The sequence below is a fragment of the Acidisoma silvae genome (genome assembly GCF_020618775.1).
Lineage (GTDB): Bacteria > Pseudomonadota > Alphaproteobacteria > Acetobacterales > Acetobacteraceae > Acidisoma > Acidisoma silvae.
In genome coordinates this window covers 51,283-73,018 of record NZ_JAESVB010000014.1, presented here as the reverse complement: position 1 = coordinate 73,018, position 21,736 = coordinate 51,283, and the positions used below count along the sequence as shown (strand labels likewise).

General features: G+C 60.8%; 21 protein-coding genes. 9 read left to right on the top strand and 12 right to left on the bottom strand.

Features of this window, described 5'->3' with window-relative positions; translation table 11 throughout:
• Window positions 1-14: 14 nt before the first annotated feature.
• Complete coding sequence (locus tag ASILVAE211_RS20265; protein ID WP_227323182.1) at window positions 15-1,238, bottom strand: ADP-dependent glucokinase/phosphofructokinase; 1,224 nt, start codon at window positions 1,236-1,238, stop codon at window positions 15-17.
• Between the two features lie 262 nt (window positions 1,239-1,500).
• Between ASILVAE211_RS20265 and ASILVAE211_RS20260 the strand changes: the two genes are divergently transcribed.
• Window positions 1,501-2,292, top strand: a complete 792-nt coding sequence (locus ASILVAE211_RS20260) for a DeoR/GlpR family DNA-binding transcription regulator (RefSeq protein ID WP_227323181.1) — start codon at window positions 1,501-1,503, stop codon at window positions 2,290-2,292.
• A 31-nt stretch (window positions 2,293-2,323) separates the two neighbouring features.
• Here ASILVAE211_RS20260 and ASILVAE211_RS20255 read toward each other — a convergent pair whose 3' ends face one another.
• The 3 genes from ASILVAE211_RS20255 to ASILVAE211_RS20245 are packed head-to-tail and all read right to left on the bottom strand — an operon-like array spanning window position 2,324 to window position 5,791.
• A complete protein-coding gene (locus tag ASILVAE211_RS20255) occupies window positions 2,324-3,631 on the bottom strand; it encodes an ABC transporter substrate-binding protein (protein WP_227323180.1) in 1,308 nt (435 codons plus the stop codon).
• A gap of 54 nt (window positions 3,632-3,685) precedes the next feature.
• Window positions 3,686-4,633, bottom strand: coding sequence for an alpha/beta hydrolase (locus ASILVAE211_RS20250; RefSeq protein ID WP_227323179.1), 948 nt, complete (start codon window positions 4,631-4,633; stop codon window positions 3,686-3,688).
• A gap of 9 nt (window positions 4,634-4,642) precedes the next feature.
• Window positions 4,643-5,791, bottom strand: a complete 1,149-nt coding sequence (locus ASILVAE211_RS20245; RefSeq protein ID WP_227323178.1) for a Gfo/Idh/MocA family protein — start codon at window positions 5,789-5,791, stop codon at window positions 4,643-4,645.
• 196 nt (window positions 5,792-5,987) lie between these two features.
• On the opposite strand from ASILVAE211_RS20245, the gene ASILVAE211_RS20240 reads away from it, so the two are divergent.
• Genes ASILVAE211_RS20240 through ASILVAE211_RS20230 form a run of 3 tightly spaced genes read left to right on the top strand, consistent with a single transcriptional unit; the run spans window position 5,988 to window position 8,658 of the window.
• The gene (locus ASILVAE211_RS20240; protein WP_227323177.1) at window positions 5,988-6,992 is read left to right on the top strand and encodes a carbohydrate ABC transporter permease; all 1,005 of its coding nucleotides are present in this window, start codon (window positions 5,988-5,990) and stop codon (window positions 6,990-6,992) included.
• Window positions 6,989-7,825: a carbohydrate ABC transporter permease gene (locus tag ASILVAE211_RS20235; RefSeq protein ID WP_227323176.1), complete on the top strand. Its 837-nt coding sequence runs from the start codon at window positions 6,989-6,991 to the stop codon at window positions 7,823-7,825. The genes ASILVAE211_RS20240 and ASILVAE211_RS20235 overlap by 4 nt, the downstream gene beginning before the upstream one ends.
• 5 nt (window positions 7,826-7,830) lie before the next feature.
• Window positions 7,831-8,658, top strand: a complete 828-nt coding sequence (locus ASILVAE211_RS20230) for a sugar phosphate isomerase/epimerase family protein (RefSeq protein ID WP_227323175.1) — start codon at window positions 7,831-7,833, stop codon at window positions 8,656-8,658.
• 120 nt (window positions 8,659-8,778) lie between these two features.
• On the opposite strand, the gene ASILVAE211_RS20225 is transcribed toward ASILVAE211_RS20230, so the two are convergent.
• From ASILVAE211_RS20225 to ASILVAE211_RS20190, 8 genes are all read right to left on the bottom strand, one after another.
• Window positions 8,779-9,498 carry an SDR family NAD(P)-dependent oxidoreductase gene (locus ASILVAE211_RS20225; RefSeq protein ID WP_227323174.1) on the bottom strand — a complete coding sequence of 240 codons (720 nt, stop codon included), beginning with the start codon at window positions 9,496-9,498 and terminating at the stop codon, window positions 8,779-8,781.
• A 46-nt stretch (window positions 9,499-9,544) separates the two neighbouring features.
• Window positions 9,545-10,315 carry an SDR family NAD(P)-dependent oxidoreductase gene (locus tag ASILVAE211_RS20220; RefSeq protein ID WP_227323173.1) on the bottom strand — a complete coding sequence of 257 codons (771 nt, stop codon included), beginning with the start codon at window positions 10,313-10,315 and terminating at the stop codon, window positions 9,545-9,547.
• A 37-nt stretch (window positions 10,316-10,352) separates the two neighbouring features.
• A complete protein-coding gene (locus tag ASILVAE211_RS20215) occupies window positions 10,353-11,186 on the bottom strand; it encodes a carbohydrate ABC transporter permease (RefSeq protein ID WP_227323172.1) in 834 nt (277 codons plus the stop codon).
• On the bottom strand, window positions 11,183-12,127 hold the full coding sequence (locus ASILVAE211_RS20210; protein ID WP_227323171.1) for a carbohydrate ABC transporter permease: 945 nt from the start codon (window positions 12,125-12,127) through the stop codon (window positions 11,183-11,185). The genes ASILVAE211_RS20215 and ASILVAE211_RS20210 overlap by 4 nt, the downstream gene beginning before the upstream one ends.
• Window positions 12,124-13,452 (bottom strand): ABC transporter substrate-binding protein, encoded by a 1,329-nt coding sequence (locus ASILVAE211_RS20205; RefSeq protein ID WP_227323170.1) that lies wholly within the window; start codon window positions 13,450-13,452, stop codon window positions 12,124-12,126. Before ASILVAE211_RS20205 ends, ASILVAE211_RS20210 begins: the two co-directional genes overlap by 4 nt.
• Window positions 13,453-13,841: 389 nt before the next feature.
• Entirely contained in the window at window positions 13,842-14,435 is a 594-nt protein-coding gene (locus tag ASILVAE211_RS20200) for a hypothetical protein (RefSeq protein ID WP_227323169.1), read from the bottom strand.
• An 86-nt stretch (window positions 14,436-14,521) separates the two neighbouring features.
• The gene (locus tag ASILVAE211_RS20195; protein WP_227323168.1) at window positions 14,522-15,697 is read right to left on the bottom strand and encodes an amidohydrolase family protein; all 1,176 of its coding nucleotides are present in this window, start codon (window positions 15,695-15,697) and stop codon (window positions 14,522-14,524) included.
• Window positions 15,694-16,698 carry a questin oxidase family protein gene (locus tag ASILVAE211_RS20190; RefSeq protein ID WP_227323167.1) on the bottom strand — a complete coding sequence of 335 codons (1,005 nt, stop codon included), beginning with the start codon at window positions 16,696-16,698 and terminating at the stop codon, window positions 15,694-15,696. The genes ASILVAE211_RS20195 and ASILVAE211_RS20190 overlap by 4 nt, the downstream gene beginning before the upstream one ends.
• Window positions 16,699-16,813: 115 nt before the next feature.
• On the opposite strand from ASILVAE211_RS20190, the gene ASILVAE211_RS20185 reads away from it, so the two are divergent.
• The 5 genes from ASILVAE211_RS20185 to ASILVAE211_RS20165 all read left to right on the top strand — a co-directional run bounded on the left by ASILVAE211_RS20185 (window position 16,814) and on the right by ASILVAE211_RS20165 (window position 21,713).
• Window positions 16,814-18,091: an ABC transporter substrate-binding protein gene (locus tag ASILVAE211_RS20185; RefSeq protein ID WP_227323166.1), complete on the top strand. Its 1,278-nt coding sequence runs from the start codon at window positions 16,814-16,816 to the stop codon at window positions 18,089-18,091.
• A gap of 43 nt (window positions 18,092-18,134) precedes the next feature.
• Complete coding sequence (locus ASILVAE211_RS20180; protein ID WP_227323165.1) at window positions 18,135-18,989, top strand: carbohydrate ABC transporter permease; 855 nt, start codon at window positions 18,135-18,137, stop codon at window positions 18,987-18,989.
• On the top strand, window positions 18,986-19,804 hold the full coding sequence (locus ASILVAE211_RS20175; protein ID WP_227323164.1) for a carbohydrate ABC transporter permease: 819 nt from the start codon (window positions 18,986-18,988) through the stop codon (window positions 19,802-19,804). The genes ASILVAE211_RS20180 and ASILVAE211_RS20175 overlap by 4 nt, the downstream gene beginning before the upstream one ends.
• A 235-nt stretch (window positions 19,805-20,039) precedes the next feature.
• Complete coding sequence (locus ASILVAE211_RS20170) at window positions 20,040-20,786, top strand: SDR family NAD(P)-dependent oxidoreductase (RefSeq protein WP_227323163.1); 747 nt, start codon at window positions 20,040-20,042, stop codon at window positions 20,784-20,786.
• Window positions 20,787-20,834: 48 nt separating this feature from the next.
• Window positions 20,835-21,713 (top strand): N-acyl homoserine lactonase family protein, encoded by an 879-nt coding sequence (locus ASILVAE211_RS20165; RefSeq protein WP_227323162.1) that lies wholly within the window; start codon window positions 20,835-20,837, stop codon window positions 21,711-21,713.
• Window positions 21,714-21,736: the final 23 nt, after the last annotated feature.

The window sequence follows — 21,736 nt, the reverse complement described above, 5'->3', positions numbered from 1 at the left end:
TTTAAATCGAATGATCAGGTGAGCGGTGCCGCGAAGTGCATCGGCGCTTCGGTCGGCATCACGAGGTCAGGCAGTTTCGGCTGGCCGAGCACGAGCAGGCAGCCGGCCATAAAGGTATCGCCCAGGCCAAGCGTGGTGCGCGGCTGATGCAGATGGGGGCTGGGGCAGGAAACGATATGCCAGCCTTGATAGGTCTCCTCGGGCGGCGGGGCAGAGAAGGCTGCGCCGTCCGGCAAGGCATTGGGCACGGACAGGCCGCCGGCCGCCGCACGCGCACTGGCGAGAAGACAGCCCATCATCAGCGCTTCCCGCTCCTGATCAGGGTCGCCGCGCGTCGCGCTGATAGCCCAGTCGTCGGCATGGACGGTGACGCGGGAAAGGCCCAGCCGGTCACCCAGGCGCCGCATGCCTTCACCAAGATCGCGTGTTTCGGCGTCGATGGCGCGGAATTCAGACAGGCTCATACCGATGGACGTCATCGCGCCTGCCATTTTCTGCATGGTGTGGTCGCGATATTCGGGCCTTTCGTACCCGGCCATTTCGAAATGGATGGTCCCTATTCCGGCCGCCTGCCAGCTGGCGGCAAGCGCCCTGGCATAGGTGATTCCCGCATCCAGCCGTGGGCCGCCGCCGAGTGAACTGAAGCCTGAGACGATGCCGCTTCCCTGCCCTACACAATCCCGCAGCAATTCCGGCGACAGGCGCGTGAAGTCAGAGTCCTGCTCCAGATCGAAATCATGAAAGCGGACGATGATGCGCGAGGAGCGCGGTGGAACGATGCCACCAATCTCCTCATGGGCCGTATATTCAAAGACATAAACGCGCGAGCGATCCTGGCCGGTCGCGGCGACCTCTGCCGCACGAACGGGGGCTTCGGCCGCCAGCAGCATGTCAGGGTCCAGCACCGCCAACTGCTCCGGCGTGCGATGCTCCAAAGCCAGCAGCGCAGGCGCACCAAGGCGGGTCAGCAAACGCGCGGCGTGCGCCGGCGTGCCGCCGAGCGCAATCCGCATGGGCAGATGGGCATCCAGCCAGGCTGGACCGTCATGCCAATCGAAGCGCACCTCGCCGCCGATGCCGGCTGCGGCCCGGCGCTGCAATTCGGCACCCAAAGCGCGGGCCTTATCAGGCCCTGCGGCAAGCTTGGCGCAGCTATTGGTGTCGAGGCGCGTGAAGGCATCGACGCAGAGCGACAGGCCGCATAGGGTCCATCTTGCTTGCTGTGCGTAGACGCTCAACCGTTGCTGAAGTCCAGAATAGGCTTCGTGCCAAAAGCTTTGCACGTTTTCTTCCCCCCGCGAGTCTCGCGGCTTGTGGCGGCCCTCTGATTGGCCCGCTCGTTCGTGTGCAACATTTGACGCAAAATGACGCAAGGTCAATTGGAAATATGCGCACTTATGCGATAACCTGGGCTGTACTGGTGCCGCCCTGGCACAACCGGCCTTGTCCGGATAGGAAACTGCCGTACTGAACCCGGCTTCGCGGGAGGAAAGACGCGTTGTGAGCGACACGACTGAGGATTTCATGCTGCCCGGCTCGCGCCAACGCAGCCTTGTCGACTTCATCCGTCACAAGGGTCACGTCACGGTCGCTGAACTGACCACGATGTTTGGCGTCTCGCGCGATACCATCCGGCGCGATCTGCAGGTGCTGGAACGCCAGGGCGTGCTGACGCGCACCCATGGCGGCGCATTGGCGGGTGACGGGCTGGTGGCACGGGAAACCCGCTTCCAGTCGCGCATGACGGAGCAGACCAGTTCCAAGCGCCTGATCGGCCGCGCGGCGGCGGCGCTGATTCGCGAGGGGGAGACTTTGATCCTGAACGGCGGATCAAGCACCTGCGCTTTCGCGGCCGAACTCGGCCGGCTGCGCGACCTGACCATTGTCACCAACAACCTGATGCTGCCGCAAGTCGTGCCGCGTAGCGCCGTAAGGCAGGTCTATGTGCTTGGTGGTGCCTATTGGGATAGCGCGCAGATCACCGTCGGCGCGGTCAAGATCGCGGGTTCGGCGCGCATCAGCGTCGACACGGCCGTCATCGGCATCACCGGTATCGACGCCTCGGGCCTATCCATCAGCCGGCTGGAGGAAGCGCAGGTGACGCTGGAGATGATGGATTCCGCACGGCGGACCATCGTCATCGTCGATAGCTCAAAATTCGACGTCCCCGCCTTCGCCCATGTGGCAGACTTTGCCCGCGTTCAATATGTCGTCACGGATGCGCAGCCCTCCGCCGAAATTGCCGAAGCGATTGCGCTGGCGGGCGCTGAGCTTGTGATCGCGAGCGGCTGATCCTGCCGCTCGCGTCACGCGGCCCGGCCGCCTAGCCGACAATCGCCGCAATCTTGTCTTTCGCGCGGTTGAGCTCCGCCTGGACATTGCCATTGACGAGCGCGCGGGAGACCGCCGATTGCAGCGCCAATGTCACCTGCGGGTAGAGCGGCGTCACCGGCCGGGGCGTTGCGCCGACAAAAACATCTTTCAGCGTATGCATGAAAGGCTGTTTGGCAATCAGTTCCGGCTGATCAAAGACGGCCGGCCTTGTCGGCGCGAGGCCAAGGCCCGTGGCGATACGCAATTGCGTGTCGGGTGAGGACATCCAGGTGATGAAGTCGATGGCGGCTTCGCGGTTCTGCGTATGGGCATTGACGCCGTATTGATAGCCGCCAAGGCAGGCCGCACTTTGTTTACCGGGGAAATGCGGCAGGGGTGCCACGCCGACCTTTCCGGCGATGGAGGAAGCCGTCTGGTCCTCGGCAATTTTATAGACATAGGACCAGTTGCGTAGAAACACGCTATCGCCTGCCGTAAAGGGACCGCGTGACGGTTCCTCGTCCCAGCTCAGGACGTCCTGCGGGCTGATCTTGGATTTGGCGATCGTGTCATGCATGAACTGAACGGCTTCCACGGCCGGCGCTTCGGCGATGAGCACAGTCTTGCCGTCCGGTGCCAGAATGCCGCCACCGGCCGAGCCCACGACTTCAACCAGATCGCAGACCAATACTTCGGCCTGCTTGCCCTGCCAGAGATAGCCGAACTTCGCACCGCCAGCCTGCTGGATTTTCTGCGCGGTCTCCGTCAGTTCCTGCCAGGTCGTCGGCACCTGCGCGCCTGCCTTCTGCAACAGATCCGTGCGGTAATACAGCATGCCGGAATCGACATGCCACGGTAGCGCCGTCAATTTTCCGCGGAACGTGCAGGCTTGAATGAGACCGGGAAAATAGTCCTTCTGCACGCTGGCCCCGAAATAGCTGTCCAAGGGCAATGCCCAGCCAGCGCTGGCAAATTCCGCAATCCAGATCACGTCCTGCGTGAAAACGTCCGGCGTGCCGTTTCGCCGTGCCAATTGCTGCACCAGCGCCTGATGCACCTCGGTCGATGACGACGGTGGGGGCAACTGCACATAGGTGACCTGCACCTTGGATTGAGACTGGTTGTAGATATCGGCGATCTGTCCGATCGTTTCCTTGCCGTAGAAATTGGCGCTCGCGAAGGTGATCTGCGTGCGATCCGCCGCACGGGCGCGCTTGATGCTGCCAGGCAATGCGGCTGTGCCGAGTGCCAGGCCGGTGGCCGTCAGCGCCGCGCGGCGGGTGAAAGGCCTGGCCGAGAAGGCCTTGATGTTTGTCATGGGCGTTCCTGTCCTTCTTTTTATATGGGTTTATTCTCGGACATAGGCGATGCGTCAGACGGCAGATGCGGCTTCAACCTCCCGCCAGAAATCGGTCGCGCGGGTAACAGCCGGACGCGCGGCTGCAATGAAAAGGTCCATGCTGATGAAGCCATGGATCTGGCCGGGATTCTCGTCCAGCAGCAGCGGCACATCGGCGTCACCCAGACGATGGGCATAGGCCAGGGCCTCGTCATGCAGCGGGTCATAGCCCGCCGTCAGCACGAAGGCGGGCGCAAGACCACTGACATCTGCCGCCCGCAGCGGCGAAATGCGCCAATCCTCCGGCCTGCCGGTTTTCCCCAGGTAATGACCGTGAAACCAGCGCATGGCCGCAGTCGTCAGCCCGAAACCTTCGGCGCAGTGGCGATAGCTGTCCTGGTCGCCTGAGACATCGGTGACGGGGTAAAGCAGCATCTGAAAGGCAATTGGGGGCAAGGCACCGTCCCGCGCCATCAAGGCCATAACGGCCGCGATATTGCCGCCCGCACTGTCACCCCCGACCGCAAGGCGGGCGGGATCTATGCCCAGATGCCGTGCGTTCTGATGCGCATGACGAACGGCGGCAGCCGCATCCTCGATGGCCGCCGGGAAAGGATGTTCCGGCGCCAGACGGTAATCGACCGCCAGCACCACGCCCGCAAGATCATTCGCGATCCAGCGGCAAATGGTGTCATGGCTTTCCAGATTGCCCAGAACCCAGCCGCCGCCGTGAAAAAACACCAGAGCAGGTGCTTGTTCGACCGCACAGCCCTGCCCGCGATAGACCCGCAGCGGCAGCGGGCCGCCAGACCCTGCGATCGTGATATCCTGCACGGCGCTGACAGCCTCGCGTGGCCCTTGCAGCAATGGGCAGGTTTCAAGGAAACCGCTCTTGGCGATCTCGACAGGAAGGCTGTCCAGCGGCGGACGGCCCATGGCCGCTTGGGCATCCAAAACCGCGCGTGCGTCAGCGTCGAGCATGTTTATCTTTCAGTCTGTGATGGCGGCAGCAAGATAGGATTGCGCTTCGCTCTGCGTCAGAATGGCAGGCTGAACCGTCGTTGTTGTAAGTTCAACCGGCTGCCCGGTTTGACCGGATTGCAGAATAGCTTCCAGAACTTCCAGCACATGCAAAGCAAGCGCGCCGGCAGCACGCGGCAGCCGGCTGTCACGAAGCCCGGCGGCGAGATCGGCGATGCCCAGCATGCGGTAATTGGCCCGGTCTGGCGCCGCATAGGGCCAGTTGATCTGTCCATACAGATCCCCGCTGGTGTCGATCTCTTCCCAGGGCGCGCCGTGCCGGCTGAGGCTGATCATGCCGCCAAACGTGTCGGGGTCGGGCAAATGCAGCGACCCCGCCGTTCCGTGCAGGGCAATCGGCACCTGACTGTGGCGATAGACATCCCAGCTGGCGCCGAAGGCAATGACGGCGCCGCTGGCGAATTCGATCAGCGACAGCAATGTCGTCGGCGTGCCGACGGCGAAACGCGTGCCATGCAGCGGTCCGGGTGCGGTGATCAGCCGCTCTGCCGCGCCCTGGGTCGCCATGCCCATGACACGGCTGGCCGGCCCCAGAAGATTGACCAGCATGGTGATGTAATACGGACCCATATCCAATACCGGGCCACCGCCCGGCTGGTAGTAGAAAGACGGGTTGGGGTGCCAATGCTCCATGCCGCGGCCCATCATGAAGGCTGTGCCGGTGACGACACGGCCGATGGCGCCATCGTCAATCAGCCGCCTTGCCCGCTGGCCCGCCGCGCCCAGAAAGGTATCGGGAGCTGATCCCAGCATCAGCCCGCGCCTGGCTGCATAGGAGACGAGGGACGCGCCTTCTGCGGCCGTCAGGCCCAAGGGTTTTTCGGTAAAGACATGCTTGCCCGCGGCCAGCGCCCCGCGCGTAATCTCGGCATGGGCAGCCGGAATGGTCAGATTGATCACGAGATCGATATCCGGCGCCGCGATCAGGTCCGCCACCGTCATAGCACGAAGCCCGTATTCGCGAGCGCGCAACGCCGCCTGTTCCGGCAGCAGATCGGCGCAGGCAATGATCGCGACATCACGAAACAAAGCCGCGTTGCGCAGATAAGTCATGGCGATATTACCGCAGCCGATAACGCCGATACGCAGAATAGACATCGCCCGACCTTCTTTGGTGTCCTGGCTTTACGCCTTGGCATATTGTCTTATATCTGCATTTATCTGCGCCATATGCCGCAAAAACTCAAGAGTGTGATGCGGAATTATGCGTGTTTACGCTTGACCATGCGGAATGATTGATTGAACTTCGATTCAATGACGCAGCGTAAGACTGCGCATGGGAAGGGAGTACAGGATGCTGGGAGCACAAAGCCACGCATCGCCGGGGCCTGGCCCGCAGACCGTCGCTGTCATACGCCAAAGGCCCAGCTTGGACCGCGCCGAGGTTTCTTCGGGCGACCACGGTTTCTTTCGGCCACACCGGCTGAAGGCCGTCGTTGTCGCTTGGCTATTGCTGCTGCCGGCGCTGGTGGCACTTGCCGCCGTCTCACTTTATCCGATTTTGAACGGCATCTGGCTGTCTTTGACCAATACCTCCCTGATCACGAATTCCAGTGATTTTATTGGAATCAAGAATTACGCGACCCTGTTCAAAGACAGCGGCTTTTGGAACGCCTGGACCCATACCATTCTCTTCACCTTTGCTTCGACGGCGGCGGAGACGATCATCGGCGTGCTGATGGCACTGCTGCTGTTCGAGCGTTTCGTGGGCCGTTCCGTGTTGCGCGCCGTAATGCTGGTGCCCTGGGCAATGCCGACAGTGGTGACCTCGAAAATGTTCGGCTGGCTGTTCGACGGGCAGCACGGCGTCATCAATTACTTAGGCGTAAAGTCTGGACTGCTGTCGGCGAATGTCGACTGGCTGGGCTCCGCGCATACAGCGCTCGGCACTATTATCCTCGCTGACGTCTGGAAGACGACGCCGTTCATGGCACTGCTGCTGCTGGCCGGATTGCAGACGATATCGCCCAATCTGATCGAGGCGGCGAAGATTGACGGTGCCACGTCCTGGTCCATTTTCTGGCAGGTGCGCCTGCCGCTGCTTTGGCCGACGCTGCTGATCGCCGGTCTGTTCCGCGCGCTGGATGCTTTCCGCATCTTCGACCTTGTCTATGTTCTGACCGGTGGGGGACCAGCGGATTCGACCGAGACCCTATCGACGCTCAGCTATAAGACACTCTTCTCGACTCTACAGTTCGGGTATGGATCGGCGATGACGATGGCAACCTTCATCACGGAAGGAATCATCGCGCTCGGTTTCTGCCTCTTCATCATGCGCCAGATGAGGGCCGCACGATGACCCAGTCACGGCATATGATGCGGGCCTTTATCGTCTATGGCGGCGCGCTGCTGGTGCTGATCTGGTCAGCCGGGCCGTTCCTGTGGCAATTTTCGACGTCTTTCCAGCTGGACAAAGCACTAACGGGGCCGACGCCGTCCTTCATTCCGCATCCCTTTACCTGGATGCATTACAGGAACGCTTTCTTTGAACGCCATCTGCAATATTATCTGCGCAACTCTCTGACCGTCGCTTTGACGACGACGCTTCTGGCGCTTGTCTTCGGCACGCTGGCCGCTTTCACGCTGTCGCGGCTCAATATTCGCGGACGGTTCGGGCTTTTAATGGTGATCCTGTCGGTCTCGATGTTTCCGCAAATCGCCATTGTCGGGCCGCTTTATCTTATCGCAGCGTCCTTCAACCTGCTGGATACCTATACCGGCCTCATCATCGTCTATCTCGCACTTGGCTTGCCCCTCGTGACCTGGGTTCTCTTTGGGTATTTTGAGACGCTGCCGCGCGAATTGGATGAGGCCGGGCGAGTGGACGGCGTTTCCACGCTCGGTCTGCTCTGGCGCATCATTCTGCCGATCTCTCTGCCCAGTCTGGTCACGACAGGGTTGCTTGCCTTCATCGCCGCCTGGAACGAGTTTCTGTTCGCGCTGGCCTTCACCTCCAACTACCAGCACCAGACGGTTCCTGTCGGCATCGCGAATTTTACCGATATTTACTACGTGCCCTGGGGCGATATCTCGGCGGCCTCAGCCGTCGTGACCCTGCCGCTGATCGTGCTGGTGCTGATCTTTCAGCGCCATATTATCCAAGGCCTGACCATGGGCGGATTGAAGGAATGAGTGGAATGGCTGCAAGCCCGCCGCGTCTGCAACTGGGTTGCCAGACCTATACATGGGAAATGCTGGGAGACGCCTATCAGGACGGCCCTGACACACTGCTGGAGATGATCGCAGCAGCCGGCTATGCGGGTATCGAGATCACGGACCGGATGATCGGCCACTACCGCGATTGTCCGCAGGCCTTCGCCACCGCCCTAGCCCAGCATGGTCTGTCCCTGGTGTCCTATGCCGTCGGCAGCGACAGCGGCTTTACAGAGCCCGCCTTGTTGCAGGCCGATCTGAAGGCGGCGGAGCACGCCATAGCCTTTGCCGGCCGCTTTGCCGGTGCGCTCGTTTCTTTCGGGAGTGCGACCGTCATGTCACCCGGGGCGCGGGACGACAAATTCGCGGCGGCTGCCAGTTTTTACAACGCAGCCGGCGAATTGGGGCGTAAAGCCGGCGTCGGGGTCGCGCTGCATCCCAGTTCGCATCACAATACGCTGCTTTTCGACCGCGCCGACTATGACGCAGTTTTTGCGCGCACAGACCCCGCTCTCATCGGCTGGGTGCCGGATACGGGCCATATCCTGCGCGGACATAAGGATATGCCGGATGTGCTGCGCAGCTATCAGGACCGCATCCGCTACCTGCATCTGAAGGATGTGGATGCGAAAGGCGACTGGGCCATGCTGGGTAAAGGCGTTTGCGATATTCAGGCGGTGATCGACATCGCGCGCACCGCGCCCAATTTTAACGGCTGGGTAGTGGTGGAGGAAGAGTCCGAAACGGCCGCAGGCAATCCGGCGGCCGCCGTCAAGATCAATCGGGAGCAGATGCGGGATTTCGGGATTTAGCCTGGAAAGCAGGCGTCATGCCCGCGAAAGCGGGCATCTATTTGTACTAGATGATCCAAGAAGATTCCCGCTTGAGCGGGAATGACGTTGCTCCAGCGAGAGCCAGACAACCTTTAAGCTTCAACTCGCCACATAACCCCCATCGACCGGGATGGTGACGCCGTTAATGAGCTGTGCGGCAGGCGAGGCCAGAAAGATTGCGGTGCCGGCAAGCTCCTCCGGCTCCGCCCATTCGCCATTGGGCAGCCGGGCCACAACCTTGGTATTGAATTCCGGATTTTCGCGCCCGCCCCGGCTGATCTCAGTCTTGATCCAACCGGGCGCGATGGCATTGACGCGAATGCCGTCCGGCGCGAAGCCCAGAGCCAGGGACTTCGTCAGTCCGATAACGCCGGTCTTGGCCGCCGAATAGGCTGGCGCATGGGCCGCGCCGAAATAGCCGTACATGGACGCAATATTGATCAGGCAGCCTTTCGTCTCTTTCAATTGCGGGCGAAAGGCCGAAGCCAGCCGCATGGTCGCGACCAAATGGATATCGACGATTTCAGCGAAGATATCAGCCTTGTATTCCTCCCACCGCGCCAGGCATCCGGCGCAATGGATCAGCACGTCCAGCCGCTTCGTCCGCGCCGCCAAAGCCTCAACCGCTTTCGTGTCGCAGACATCGAGGGTTTCATACTGCCGGCCCGGTTGCGGGTCTGCTGGCGGGCGTAGATCGGCGACGATAACAGAGGCGCCATGCGCCTGGAAGGCATCCGCAAAGGCACCGCCGATACCGCCAGTGCCACCGGTGATGAGCACGGTCTTGCCGGCGACACTGAAGCTGGGTGAATGCGTCATCGGATTATCCATTTTTGTTTTTAACCCTGTCCGTGATGATGACCGGTCACCAGATCGTATAGCCGACATCGGCCAAAACGATCGACCCCATCAATGCGCTGGAAGCATCAGACGATAGAAACAGGATGACGGAGGCGATCTCCTCGGCCGTCACCGCACGGTGCGCAGGCGTGTTGTCCAGCCATATCTTGGAGAGTTCAGGAATCCGCAGCCCTTTTCCGGACATGGCTGTGTCGACATAGGTGGGCGCGACGCAATTCACCCGCACGCCGCGCTCGGCCCATTCGCCGGCCAGCGAGCGCGTCATGTGATGCACCGCGGCCTTGGCTGCATTGTAATGCACCTGCCGTTGGGGGCGATTGGAAATGACGCCGGACATGGAGCCGACGGTGACGATACTGCCCGCACCGCGCTGAAGCATATGGCGGCCGAAGGCCCGGCAACTCCAGTAGCAGCCGTTCAGATTGATATCGATCATCTTCAGCCAGACATCGTCGCCCATTTCCTCGCCCGGCGTGTCGGGCCAGGCGATGCCGGCATTGGCGACCAGGATATCGACGCCGCCATCGCGGTTGAAGCGGTCGGCGGCCGCCGTCACCTCGTCGGAATGGGTGACATCAAGCTGAATGCCCTCGGCATTGGGGTAAAGCTTTTTGAGCGCGGCCAGTCCCTCCTCCAACACCGCCGGATCACGGTCCGCGATGATGGGCTTGGCACCGCATTCAGCCAGCGCCATGGCGGAAGCGAGGCCAATGCCACGGCCGCCGCCGGTGACGAAAGCCGTTTTGCCGGAAAGGTCATATTTTTCACGATACATCAGCGTCTCTCAGCGTTTCTCGTTTGACGAGCGGGTTTTATTTGACGGCACCGAAGGTCAGCCCGCTGACCAGATGGCGTTGCGTGGCCAACCCTACTACCATGATGGGGGCGACCGCCAGCAGCGAGGCGGCGGACAGCTTTGCCCAGAACAACCCTTCGGGACTCGAGAAGGTCGCGATAAAGGCCGTCAGCGGGGCGGCATTGGTGGCCGTTAGATTGATGCTCCAGAACGCCTCGTTCCAGCACAGCACTAGATTCAGCAGAATGGTGGCGGCCACGCCCGGGGCCGTCAGCGGCAGCAGAAGCCGCAGGATCTGCTGCCGGGTATTGGCGCCGTCCAAAAGCCCGGCTTCCACAATATCGTGAGGCACATCACGAAAGAAGGAATAGAGCATCCAGATGACAATCGGCAGGTTCATCAACGTGTAAATGCCGATCATGCCGGTGCGCGTATCGAGCAGATGCAGATTACGAAACAGAAGATAGATCGGCACCAGAACGCCGACCGCCGGCATCATCTTTGTCGACAGCATCCACATCAGAATGCCTTTGGTACGCGGACTGGGGTGAAAGGCCATGGCATAGGCACAGGGCAAAGCGAGCGCGACAGACAGCAGAGTCGCCCCGCCGGCAATGGCGACGCTATTAAAGACAAAGCGCAGATAATTTGTGGTCGCCAAGACCGTCGCAAAACTCTCCAGCGTCGGATGGAAAAACAGCGCTGGCGGCGTTTCCACGGCCTGACGCTCGGTCTTGAAGGCGGTCAGCGCCATCCACAGAATGGGAAAGGCCATCAGCAACCCGACAACCCAGCCGATCAGGGTAAAGACGAGTTTGCGCATGGCGCGTTGCTGGCTGGCTTTGCTCATCGGTCCAGACTCTTTGCCACGGTGCGTACCAGAAAGATCGAGACGAGATTGGCGAGCACGACGGCAAGAAGGCCACCGGCAGAAGCCCCGCCGATATCGTAATCCAGCAGCGCCGTCTTGTAGATCAAGTAAGGCAGGTTGGTCGTGTCGTCACCTGGGCCGCCGCCGGTCGTCACCAGGATTTCGGCAAAGACTGAGAGCAGGAACATCGTCTCGATCAGGATCACAACCGTCACCGGCCGCGCCAGATGCGGCGCAATAATGCGGCGGAACAGAACCAGCGGCCTGGCCCCATCCAAGGCAGCGGCTTCCAACTGCTCGCGGTCCATCGACTGCAGCGCCGTCAGCAGAATAAGCGCGGCGAAAGGCACCCATTGCCAGGCGACGATAATGCCGACGGAAAGCAATGGCGCGTTGGCGAACCAGTCGAAACCCGGAAAGCCGAACAGATGCGCGACCCAGGCGAACAGACCGCTGACGGGATTCATCAGCATGTTCTTCCAGATCAGCGCGCTGACGGTCGGCATGACGAAAAACGGGGCAATCACCAACAAACGCACCACGGGGCGTCCATGCATCGGCTGGTTCATCAGAAGCGCGATCAATGTGCCCAGCACGACGCTTGCCAGCAGCACGCCCACAACAAGAACCAGCGTATTGAGCAGAGCGTCCGTCAGCGACGGGTCGGTAAAGAGATAGACGTAGTTCATCACACCGATGAACTGACGCCCTTCGTCCATGAGATTGTAGTGCAGCAGCGAGAACCAGACTGTCATCACCAGCGGCACGATCATCCAAAGCAGCAGCAGGATGACGGATGGCGCCTGGCACAGCATGGCCATCCGCCTGGCGCCGCGAGGCAACAGGCCCCGCGGTTTCTCGGTTGTCGGCATCGGCACGGTCAATGGCTTCAGGCTTGCCGTATCGACGCTCTGCCTCATTGCAGGTAGCCGGCCCGCCGCATCACCCGCGCGGTCTCGCTCTGCGACTCTGCCAGCGCAGCCTTCACAGTCTTCTGGCCGGCAATGGCGGCAGCGATCTGCTGACCAACCGACGTCCCGATACCCTGGAATTCCGGGATGCCGACATATTGGATGCCGGTATAAGGCACAGGCAGGATCGACGGATGGTGCGGATCGGCGCTGTCGATGGCGTTCAGCACGATCGGCGCGAAGGGTGCGGCCTTCTGATAATCCGGCGACTGATAGGTGGAGGTACGGGTACCCGGCGGCACGCTGGCCCAGCCCTGATCGTCCGCCACCAGCTTGATGTAATCCTTCGACGTCGCCCAGGTGATGAATTCCTGCGCGGCAGCGGCGTTATGAGAGGTTGAAGGCACAGCCAGCGACCAGGCCCAGAGATAATGCGAGCCGATTTTCGTCGTCGTATAAGGGGGCGCGGCATAGCCGACCTTGCCCACGACGGTGCTTTGCTTCGGATTGGCCAGGAAGCCGGCCGAGACGGTCGCATCCACCCACATGGCGCAATGGCCGGCGGCGAACAGCGCCAAAGTCTCGTTATAGCCATTGGATACCGCGCCGGGCGGCCCGTCCTTGCGCAGCAGATCGACATAGAATTTCACGCCGTCTTCCCAAGGCTGGCTGGTGAGCTGCGGCTGCCATTTCAGGTCGAACCAGCGGCCGCCGAAACCGTTCACCACCGGGCCGATCTGGCCCATATTCTCGCCCCAGCCGGCTTTGCCGCGCAGGCAGATGCCATAGATGCCGTTCTTCGGGTCATTCAGCTTGTCGGCGATTGCAGCCAGTTGTGGCCAGGTCGGCTCTGCGGGGACAGTGACGCCCGCCTTCTGTGCCAGATCCGTGCGGTAATAGGTCATCTGGCTTTCGGCATAGAAGGGCAAGGCAAAGGGCTTGCCGTCATAAGACAGGCCGGACAGCACCGGCTTTAGGATGTCATCGACGTCATAGGACGCAGGAATATTCGTGAAGGGTGTCAGCCAGCCGCGCTTGGCCCATAGCGGCACTTCGTAAACGCCGACGGTGACGATATCCATGCCGCCAGCATGGGTCGCGATATCGGTCGTCACGCGCTGGCGCAGAACATTCTCTTCCAGCGTGATCCAGTTAAGCTTGATGTCCGGATGCGTCGCCTCAAACTTGGCAGATAGGCGCTGCATCACGATCATGTCGGGATTGTTGACGGTCGCGATGGTCAAGGTGGTGGCGGCATCGGCCTGTGGGGCGAGCATGCCGAGGCCGGGAAGGAGCAAGGCAGAGGCAAGACCGAGCAGAATATGCGTCTTCATGGTGTTCCCTGTTTCTTTTTTTGATTTGGAACAGTCGTCTCGGCGCCGAAAACGAGCGCCGCATCAGACCTGAACCGGACCGATGGCGCGGTCCAGACCTGATGCGGCGCTTTGAACGATAAGGTTGGCACTATTCTCCACCCTCCGCCTTCCAGCGGTCTTTGCGGCCTCTTGGCCGTCTCTTCTTATAAAGCGAGATTTGCCGTCAAAAGCCGCAGAGTCAATCGCAAAACTGCACAAAGCAGCATAACGGCTTATAAGCGGCTCCCCTTGCGCATCGTTTGTATAGAAACGACGCGCAAGCCACGGCTTCGTCAGACCATGATGGTGCAGACCTGGGACGCCTGAGCCGCCTATAGTTGCGTTTGCAACTATAGGTCCGTTTTATATCATGCTATTGCGGTGGGATTCTGGTTAGGGTCATTCACCATAGCTAGATCCTGTGACAGGCTGTCGAGCATGTCGAGGAACCGCTCGGCCGCGTAGGCCGCAGGCCATGGCTCCCAAGGTGCACAGGCTGCCGGTCGCGCGAGCGGGTCATCGCGCAATGGCTCCGCTGCAATGGCAAGATCATCCCGGATAGCCGCGCGTGACCAGCCGACAACATGGAGCGCTTCGCTGGCGGCCGCGCTATGATCTGCCATCTTGTGGGCGCGGTAGGACGCATCATCCCAGGCCGCCAATTCATAGCGCGCGTCGACAGCCTGCTGATGGAGGGTGACAAGGTCATGATAGCCTTGGCCCAGAAAGGGCTTGATCGGCGTGATGGGATCGTAACCACCCAACAAGGCTTCGGTCGCGTCATGCAAAAGTTCACGCCGCGCCTCTGCTGCGGTCAGTGCAGCGGCGGATGCCTGCCGGCGCAAAGCGAGCACGGTGAGACTATGCTGCGCCACCGAAAGCGGATGCAGCCAGGCGGAATAGCCAGCCCATCGATAGGTCCGCGACAGACCGACGGCCAGATCACGATCGGTCCATGCCATTGGGTCCGGAGCCAAAAGGTTCAAACGGTTGCCGGAGGGCAAAAGTACCCAGGCGCGCTTGGATGCCATCGTCACAGAGCCAGGCATCACGCGCTCACGACACGGCCGCGCTTGATGACCACGCGTCCGGGCGGACGCGTCAACAGCGCTTCCGCGACCGAACCCGCCTGCATGGCGACGAGATCGGCCCAGGCACCGACCGCCAGCCCGTAATTGGCCCCAAGGCCCAGAACCTTGGCTGGCGCCGTCGTCGCCAAGGCGAAAGCCTCCTGCAATGCCGCGTCCGTCATCATGCCCTGGCGGTAGCCGATCAGCATCGCACGCTCGAGCAAATCGCCATTGCCGTAAGGCGACCAGGCATCGCGAATATTGTCGCAGCCCGCGAAGACCGTCACCCCCGCCGCAAGCAGCCGCATGACGGGCGGCATCGGCACCGGACCCGGCTCATTGGTCATGATCGCAACCTCGGCCCGCGCCAGGGCCTCAGCCGTCACGGCCACGTCCGTCTCGTCATTCGAGCCGAGCGCGAAAGCATGAGCGACCGCGACCCGCCCCTGCAGCCCGGCCGCGATCGTACGCGCCGCGATATCCCGCAACTCGAAACAACCGAGTGCGCCGCCGTCATGCAGATGGATGTCGATGCCGACACCCCGCCGTTCGGCGATACCAAAAACGACATCGAGATGGCCGTTAATGTCACCGTCAATCCCAGCCGGGTCCAGACCACCGATCAGATCGGCCCCTTCCGCCACGGCTGCATCCAGCAGCGCAGCCGTACCGGGGTCACGGATAATGCCGTTTTGCGGAAAAGCGACGATCTGGATATCCATGACATCGCGCACGGCCTCCCGCACGCGCAAGATGGCATGAAGATTGGAAAGACCCCAGTCGGTATCGATATCCACATGGCTGCGCAAGGTCGTGGTGCCGTGGCGGGAAAGTTGCGCGACCATCGCCCGCGCGCGGCTTTCCACCGACACCGGCAAAGCGCTCAGGATCGCTTTTTCGGCAGCGATGCGTTCCGCGACGCTCGCACCCGGCTGATGCGGCTGCAAAGGTAGACCGAGCAGCGTCTTATCCAGATGAACATGCCCATCTACAAAACCGGGCAAGACCAATTGGCCCTTCAGGTTAAGCGAAGGCGCATCCCCATCAGCCGGCGAAACCGGACCAATCCCGGCAATTCGCCCATCGGCGATCCGAATATCGACCAGCCTGCCGTCGGATAGACGTGCATTGGTCAGCCTGCCGATCATCGTCATCCAATCAATCCCATTCGCTTCGCCGCTACCACAGGATACAAGGCGTCGCCCGTGCGGCGCCATTCCGCGAAAGCCGAAAAACACAGGCTGATATCGTGCTCGTCATCCGAAGCGATGGCAGCCTGCCTGATGGCATCCCAACCAGGGGCTGGCAGAGCACGCCAGGCAGCCAGCGCCTGTTCGCTCGGAATAGCGGGAAAACCCATCTTCGGCATCAGCGCCGCAATACCGACCCAGAAATGGCGCAGCAGCGGTGCCATGTCACGCACGACAGGGCAGAGCTGACGCAGCCAATGACAGCCGGTCAGGGCATGCAAAGCCTCGAAACTCATGGTTTCCGCGTAAAGAGCAAGCGCACCGGCGGCCATGCGGTCCAGCGTATCCGGGCCGATGATCAGCCAGTCCGCGACACCGGCAAAGCTCGGCATGCGCGCTACCGCCCTCATGTGATGCCAGACCAGATCGCTTTCCGGCGCGGCTTCGGCCAGACCCGGCAGCGCTGCGGCGAGGGCAAGAACGGCCGCCGGATCCTCCGTCACGCCCGGAGCGGACTGCCCGCGATCGAGCGGAAGATAGGTCATGGCCCAATAGCCGAGCGCCACGCCGATTTCTGCCTCATCCGTCTCCATCACGGCATAGGCGAGCCGCATCAGCGGGTGAAAGGCGCTGCCCGCGATACCGTCTGCCAGCGCCGGCAGATAGGCCCTGATCGCGCTCGCGCCACCCAGCCGCGCCACCTCCTCCACGAAGAACAGACGCAGCGCGCCTTCCTGATCTCGCACGCCCAGAGCGGAGGCCCAAGTCTCACACGTCAGTGCCGTCTGCGCCGCCCGGCAGGATACCAGTCCGTTATTCATGTGGTATGTTCGGGTGAAGTCGGCCAGTCGCCGTTCGGACGCACCGAGGTGATCCAAGGCCACCAGGATCATCGGCAAATGATTGGCCAGAAACGGCGGAAATTCCGCGCTGTCCCGACAAGCCTCTGCCTTCAATTGATGCATATTCGCGGTCATGGCCCGAGAATGCGCGTGGGGCGGGCCGGTTTCAACCTTGCCTTGGCCTTTCTGCCTCGCTTAGGGTCAGAAAGCTCACGGCGAACCCCTATGGAGTATGGCGATGAAGCGCAGGTCCATTCTGGCAGCCGGTCTGGCCAGTGCGGCGACGGTCGGCCTTAGCCATAGGGGCTGGAGCCAGAGCAAACCCTTTGACGGCATGGTTCTGCGGCTCGCCAGCTGCAACGACCAGTTCTCGCCCGGCCTGAAGGCACTCAGCGCCCGCTTCAAGCAGGAGACCGGCATTACCGTCATCGTCGATATTCTCGGCTATGGCGAGTTGCAGACGAAACTCACCACCGACTATGTGGGCCACACCAAGGGGTATGATCTGGCGACGACAGATAATGTCTGGGCGCCGCAATTCGCTGAGGCCGGCTATACGGTTCCGTTGAACGACTGGATGAAGCGTGACGCGGCGGAGATGGCGCTCGACGACATCTATCCCGTTCTGTTCACCGCACTCGGCAATTACCAGGGCAAGCAGGTCGCTTTTCCTCTGGCGGGCTATGCCAATGTTCTTGCCTATCGCAAAGACCTTTACGCTGCTGCAAAATTGCAGCCGCCGCAGACCATGCAGGATCTGGTCGACAACGCCTATAAGCTGACGGATAGATCCCGCAACCAATTTGGCTGGGTCGCCAATGGTCAGAAGGGCGCCGCCTGTGCCCAGGACTGGATGCAGTATCTGGCCGAGATCGGCGGTGTGCTGGTCAAGAACGGCCAGCCGGTTATCGACAGCCCGTTGAATGTGCAAAGCCTGACCACCTATCGCGATCTGTTTCAGAAGGCCGCGCCACCCGGTGCCGTGAACTGGGATTGGGATGGGCGGGAGGCGAGCTTCCGCAGCGGTCTTGCCGCCAATATGCAGACCTGGTCGGTCGGCGCGCTCGGCTATTTCGATCCTGCCCAATCGAAAGTGACGAACAGCGCGGCCCTGATGGTGACGCCGACGGCGGCGGCCATGAAGCCGCGCTACGGCATTGGCGGCTGGGGGATAGCGATCAACGCCGATATCGATGATCGGCATAAGCAAGCTGCCTGGACCTATATCAAATGGATCACGAGCCCTGCGATCCATATCGCGCTCAACGAGCTCGATGCTTGCAGCTTCCTACGGCGCAGTGAATTGCGAGATGCATCGCTGAACCGGAAATATCCCTTCCTGCCGGTGATCGACGAAAGCTTCACGCACGGAGACCCGGATTTCCGCCCGCGCGTGCCGCAATACCCGGAAATCCAGGATATTCTGGGAACAGCCGTCAATTCCGCGCTCGTCGGCGCTATGACCCCGGCCGCCGCCTTGGCGGCAGCACAGACACAGGCGCTGCGCTATTTCTAAGCGCCTGACACCCGCCCGCCGCCGCGCGATTTTTCTGTCTCTGATGGCGGCGCCTGCCGTCATCCATGTCGCGGTCTTCGCACTCTATCCGATCCTGCGCGGTATCGGTTTCAGCGTCTTCCGCATGAACCTGATGCAGCCCTGGCTGCATCGCTTTATCGGGCTGCGCAATTACACCGATGCCCTGTCAGATCCCGCCATCCGTCATTCCCTCGCAGTGACGCTCATCTTCACCGCTGCCTGCGTCACGGCGGAGCTGGCACTCGGCCTCTGCCTTGCCTTGCTGCTTTGGGCCGACAATCGCTTCAATCGCGTGGCGGCCATCCTCATGCTGGTGCCGATCACCGTCACGCCCATTGTGGTCGGGCTGATCTTTCGCGCCCTGCTGGACCCGAGTTTCGGCCAGATCGGCTATTGGCTGTGCGCGTTGCATCTGGCGCCCCCGCAGGGGCTTCTGGGCGACACGCATACGGCACTGGCCACCATGATCGCCGTCGACGTCTGGGAATGGACCCCGCTGTCAGCGCTGATCCTGCTGGCCGGGCTGAAGTCGCTGCCATCTGATATCCTCGACGCAGCCGCCATCGACGGGGCCGGTGCTTGCGCGCGGCTGCTGCGGATCATTCTGCCCATGATGCTGCCGTCCCTCTTTCTGGTACTAGTACTGCGCGTGACGGATGTCTTCCGCACTTATGATATCGTTTTCGCGGCGACCGGCGGCGGCCCCGGCGACAGCACAAATCTGCTGATGCTGACAGCCGTGAAGCAGGGGCTGCAATTCTTCGACATTGGCTACGGCTCGGCGATTTCGATTTTGATGACACTCGCCATCGCCATCATGGCCGCGCTGATCATCCTCGTTCTGCGGGGTCTTGACCGGCGGTACAGCGCCTCATGAAGCGACGTCAGGCCATGGCTGTACAAAGGACTGCGATTTGCCTGGCGCTGTGCTTGTTTCTGGCACCCGTTCTTTGGCTGATCATGACGGCTTATGAACCGTCGCGCGCCATTCAGTCCACGCCGCCGGCCCTCTGGTTCCGGCCAACGTTGAGCAATTTTGCGGCCATCGCGGCCAATTTCAATCTCCCCAGGCTGGTTTTGAGCAGCTTTATGCTGAGTGCCGGATCGACCTTGCTATCATTGCTGTTCGGCATTCCCTGCGGCTATGCCTTGGCGCGCACCCGCAGCCGCTCGGCCGTTTTTATCGCCTATGCGCTGCTCGCCATCCGCGGCGTGCCCACTGTCGTGACGCTTATTCCCTTCTACCTTTTCATGCAGAAACTGGGGCTGCTCGGCACCTGGTGGGCCGTCATTCTGATGAATGCCACGCTCAGCACCGCCTTCGTGACCTGGATGATGTTCTCGGCTTTCCGTGCTGTTCCGGTGGAGATCGAAGCAGCGGCCGTCATTGACGGCTGCACGGCTTTCGGCGCTTTTCGTCGCGCCGCCCTCCCACTTGTCCAGACATCGGTCATCGCGGCGGCGCTTCTCTGCATGATGTTTGCCTGGAATGACTTCCTCAACCCGGCCTTTTTGACGCGCGCCGAGACCCGGCCGCTATCGGTGGCGCTGCTGACGGCCTTCGGCGGCAATACGACCAGCGGCTGGGGTGACCTCGGCGCCATGGCGCATCTCAGCACCTTGCCGATTGTCGCAGTCGCCCTGCTTCTCAACCGCTACCTTGTTTCAGGGCTCACACGCGGCGCTCACTGAAAGCGCGCTCAATAAAATCCGAGTAATCTGAATAACTGGTATAGAGCTGCCGCCAATTGACCTGATCACAGTTTCATGGGTCTTTTATCAAAACAATAATAATAAAACCGGAAGCGACGAATGATCTGTCTCAAACATATGAATTTCGGCTTTAAGCTTCATGTGTGATGGTGGCTATAGGACACAATAGAGCGCCAAGCTCATCGCCTGCCCATTTAAAAGCAACGGAAACTCTATGTCGAAATTGATTGGACGAACGGCTGTGGTGACTGGCGCAGCCGGCGGCCTCGGCCTCGCTATGGCAAGGCGTTTTGCCGAAGAAGGCGCCACCGTCGCTCTTCTTGACCTTGACGCGGAACGACTGACGGCGGCAGTCGCTACTTTGCCCGAAGGCAAAGGCGTGGCTTTGCCGTGTGACGTCACAGACCGCCTGGCGCTAAAGGCTGCCGTAGACGGGTTCTGCGCAAAGACTGGTGGTCTCGATATTCTGATCAATAATGCGGTGAAATTTTACTATGCGCCCCTTGTTGACATGCCCGAAGCTGAAATCGACCGAATGCTTGCTGTGGGTATTAAAGGCACCCTTTGGGCATTTCAGGCAGCGACGCCATATCTTGTCAAAAGCAAGGGCAGCATTATCAATCTCTCTTCAGTGGCAGTCTCTTTTTCTATTCGTAATGCCGGCGTCTACACTTCGATCAAAGGCGCGATCGATGCATTGACACGCCAACAGGCGGTGGAACTCGGTGCCCAGGGTGTGCGTGTGAATGCAATCGCGCCAGGCCCTGTTGACACCCCTGGTGCAAGTTCGGTGATCGACGCGGAGGGATGGGAAACTCGGCGATCGCGGACACCCTTGAAGCGCCTGGCCACAGCCGAAGAAGTAGCCGCTGCGGCTCTCTTTCTTGTCTCCGGCGAAGCAGCGTCCATCACCGGGGTGACACTCAAGATCGATGCCGGAATCACCGTCGTCGGTCCCTGAGCAAAGTCACGAAGCGACGCCAAAAATACAATAAGGAGGGATAACACCATGGCCGACTATTCAATATGGGTTTTGGAATATGCGTATATTCCAGAAGTGCCGCTCAGCAGTGTCATCTACGGCGCGCATAATCAAGGCGTCCGCAAACTTCCCTACGGCTATGTTCTGATCAAGGGAAAGGGCATTCTTGCCATGGTCGATGTCGGCTATAATCATCAGGATTATGGCAAGACGCTCGGTGAGAAATTTGGGGTTGAGAATTGGCAGCCGCCGTCCGTTGTGCTCGCGGCGGCCGGTGTTCGCCCGGAGGACGTGACCCATGTCTTCCTGACCCATCTCCATTTCGATCACGCCGGCAACACTGACGCATTCCCGAATGCGACGTTCTTTGTCCAAGAGCGGGAGCTTTCAAAATGGATATGGGCAATGGCCCTGGACAGCCGGTTTCGCTGGCTTAACTCCGGCACAGACCCCGGAGATATCATGCGTGTCGTTGATCTCGCTCGCCAAGGCCGTCTTGTCGCCATCGACGGAGATCGCGAAGATGTCCTACCCGGTATCGACCTGCGCGCGGCCCCCGATACTCACACATGGGGCTGCCAATTTGTAACCGTAAGAAATGATGGAAAGCGCGACAGCGAAGATAGCTGGGTGATGGCAGGAGATCTGGCCTATACCTATGAGAATCTTCGTGGATCTGATCCGTCATCGCCGCAGTTCATTCCCGTCGGCCTCGCTATGGTCAGCCAGACTAATTTGCTCTTCGCGACAGAGGCTATGATCAATGAGGGCGGCGGTGACTACAGACGTGTGCTTCCCGTTCACGAGGAAGCACTCACCTCCGAATTTCCCTATACAATCACGGCAAACGGCCTTCGCATCAGTGAAATTACGCTTGCGGATGGCGAAACCAGCCTCGTCGGCTGAAACAGAAAAGGGGTGGCGGCTAA

Coding starts and splice junctions, on each gene's coding strand:
- ASILVAE211_RS20255 (WP_227323180.1), bottom strand. CDS start 3,631: ATGACAAACATCAAGGCCTTCTCGGCCAGGCCTTTCACCCGCCGCGCG.
- ASILVAE211_RS20175 (WP_227323164.1), top strand. CDS start 18,986: ATGAAGCGACGTCAGGCCATGGCTGTACAAAGGACTGCGATTTGCCTG.
- ASILVAE211_RS20200 (WP_227323169.1), bottom strand. CDS start 14,435: ATGGCATGGACCGATCGTGATCTGGCCGTCGGTCTGTCGCGGACCTAT.
- ASILVAE211_RS20245 (WP_227323178.1), bottom strand. CDS start 5,791: ATGTCTATTCTGCGTATCGGCGTTATCGGCTGCGGTAATATCGCCATG.
- ASILVAE211_RS20215 (WP_227323172.1), bottom strand. CDS start 11,186: ATGAGCAAAGCCAGCCAGCAACGCGCCATGCGCAAACTCGTCTTTACC.
- ASILVAE211_RS20250 (WP_227323179.1), bottom strand. CDS start 4,633: ATGCTCGACGCTGACGCACGCGCGGTTTTGGATGCCCAAGCGGCCATG.
- ASILVAE211_RS20240 (WP_227323177.1), top strand. CDS start 5,988: ATGCTGGGAGCACAAAGCCACGCATCGCCGGGGCCTGGCCCGCAGACC.
- ASILVAE211_RS20220 (WP_227323173.1), bottom strand. CDS start 10,315: ATGTATCGTGAAAAATATGACCTTTCCGGCAAAACGGCTTTCGTCACC.
- ASILVAE211_RS20170 (WP_227323163.1), top strand. CDS start 20,040: ATGTCGAAATTGATTGGACGAACGGCTGTGGTGACTGGCGCAGCCGGC.
- ASILVAE211_RS20180 (WP_227323165.1), top strand. CDS start 18,135: ATGGCGGCGCCTGCCGTCATCCATGTCGCGGTCTTCGCACTCTATCCG.
- ASILVAE211_RS20230 (WP_227323175.1), top strand. CDS start 7,831: ATGGCTGCAAGCCCGCCGCGTCTGCAACTGGGTTGCCAGACCTATACA.
- ASILVAE211_RS20185 (WP_227323166.1), top strand. CDS start 16,814: ATGAAGCGCAGGTCCATTCTGGCAGCCGGTCTGGCCAGTGCGGCGACG.
- ASILVAE211_RS20210 (WP_227323171.1), bottom strand. CDS start 12,127: ATGAGGCAGAGCGTCGATACGGCAAGCCTGAAGCCATTGACCGTGCCG.
- ASILVAE211_RS20235 (WP_227323176.1), top strand. CDS start 6,989: ATGACCCAGTCACGGCATATGATGCGGGCCTTTATCGTCTATGGCGGC.
- ASILVAE211_RS20205 (WP_227323170.1), bottom strand. CDS start 13,452: ATGAAGACGCATATTCTGCTCGGTCTTGCCTCTGCCTTGCTCCTTCCC.
- ASILVAE211_RS20165 (WP_227323162.1), top strand. CDS start 20,835: ATGGCCGACTATTCAATATGGGTTTTGGAATATGCGTATATTCCAGAA.
- ASILVAE211_RS20195 (WP_227323168.1), bottom strand. CDS start 15,697: ATGACGATGATCGGCAGGCTGACCAATGCACGTCTATCCGACGGCAGG.
- ASILVAE211_RS20190 (WP_227323167.1), bottom strand. CDS start 16,698: ATGCATCAATTGAAGGCAGAGGCTTGTCGGGACAGCGCGGAATTTCCG.
- ASILVAE211_RS20225 (WP_227323174.1), bottom strand. CDS start 9,498: ATGACGCATTCACCCAGCTTCAGTGTCGCCGGCAAGACCGTGCTCATC.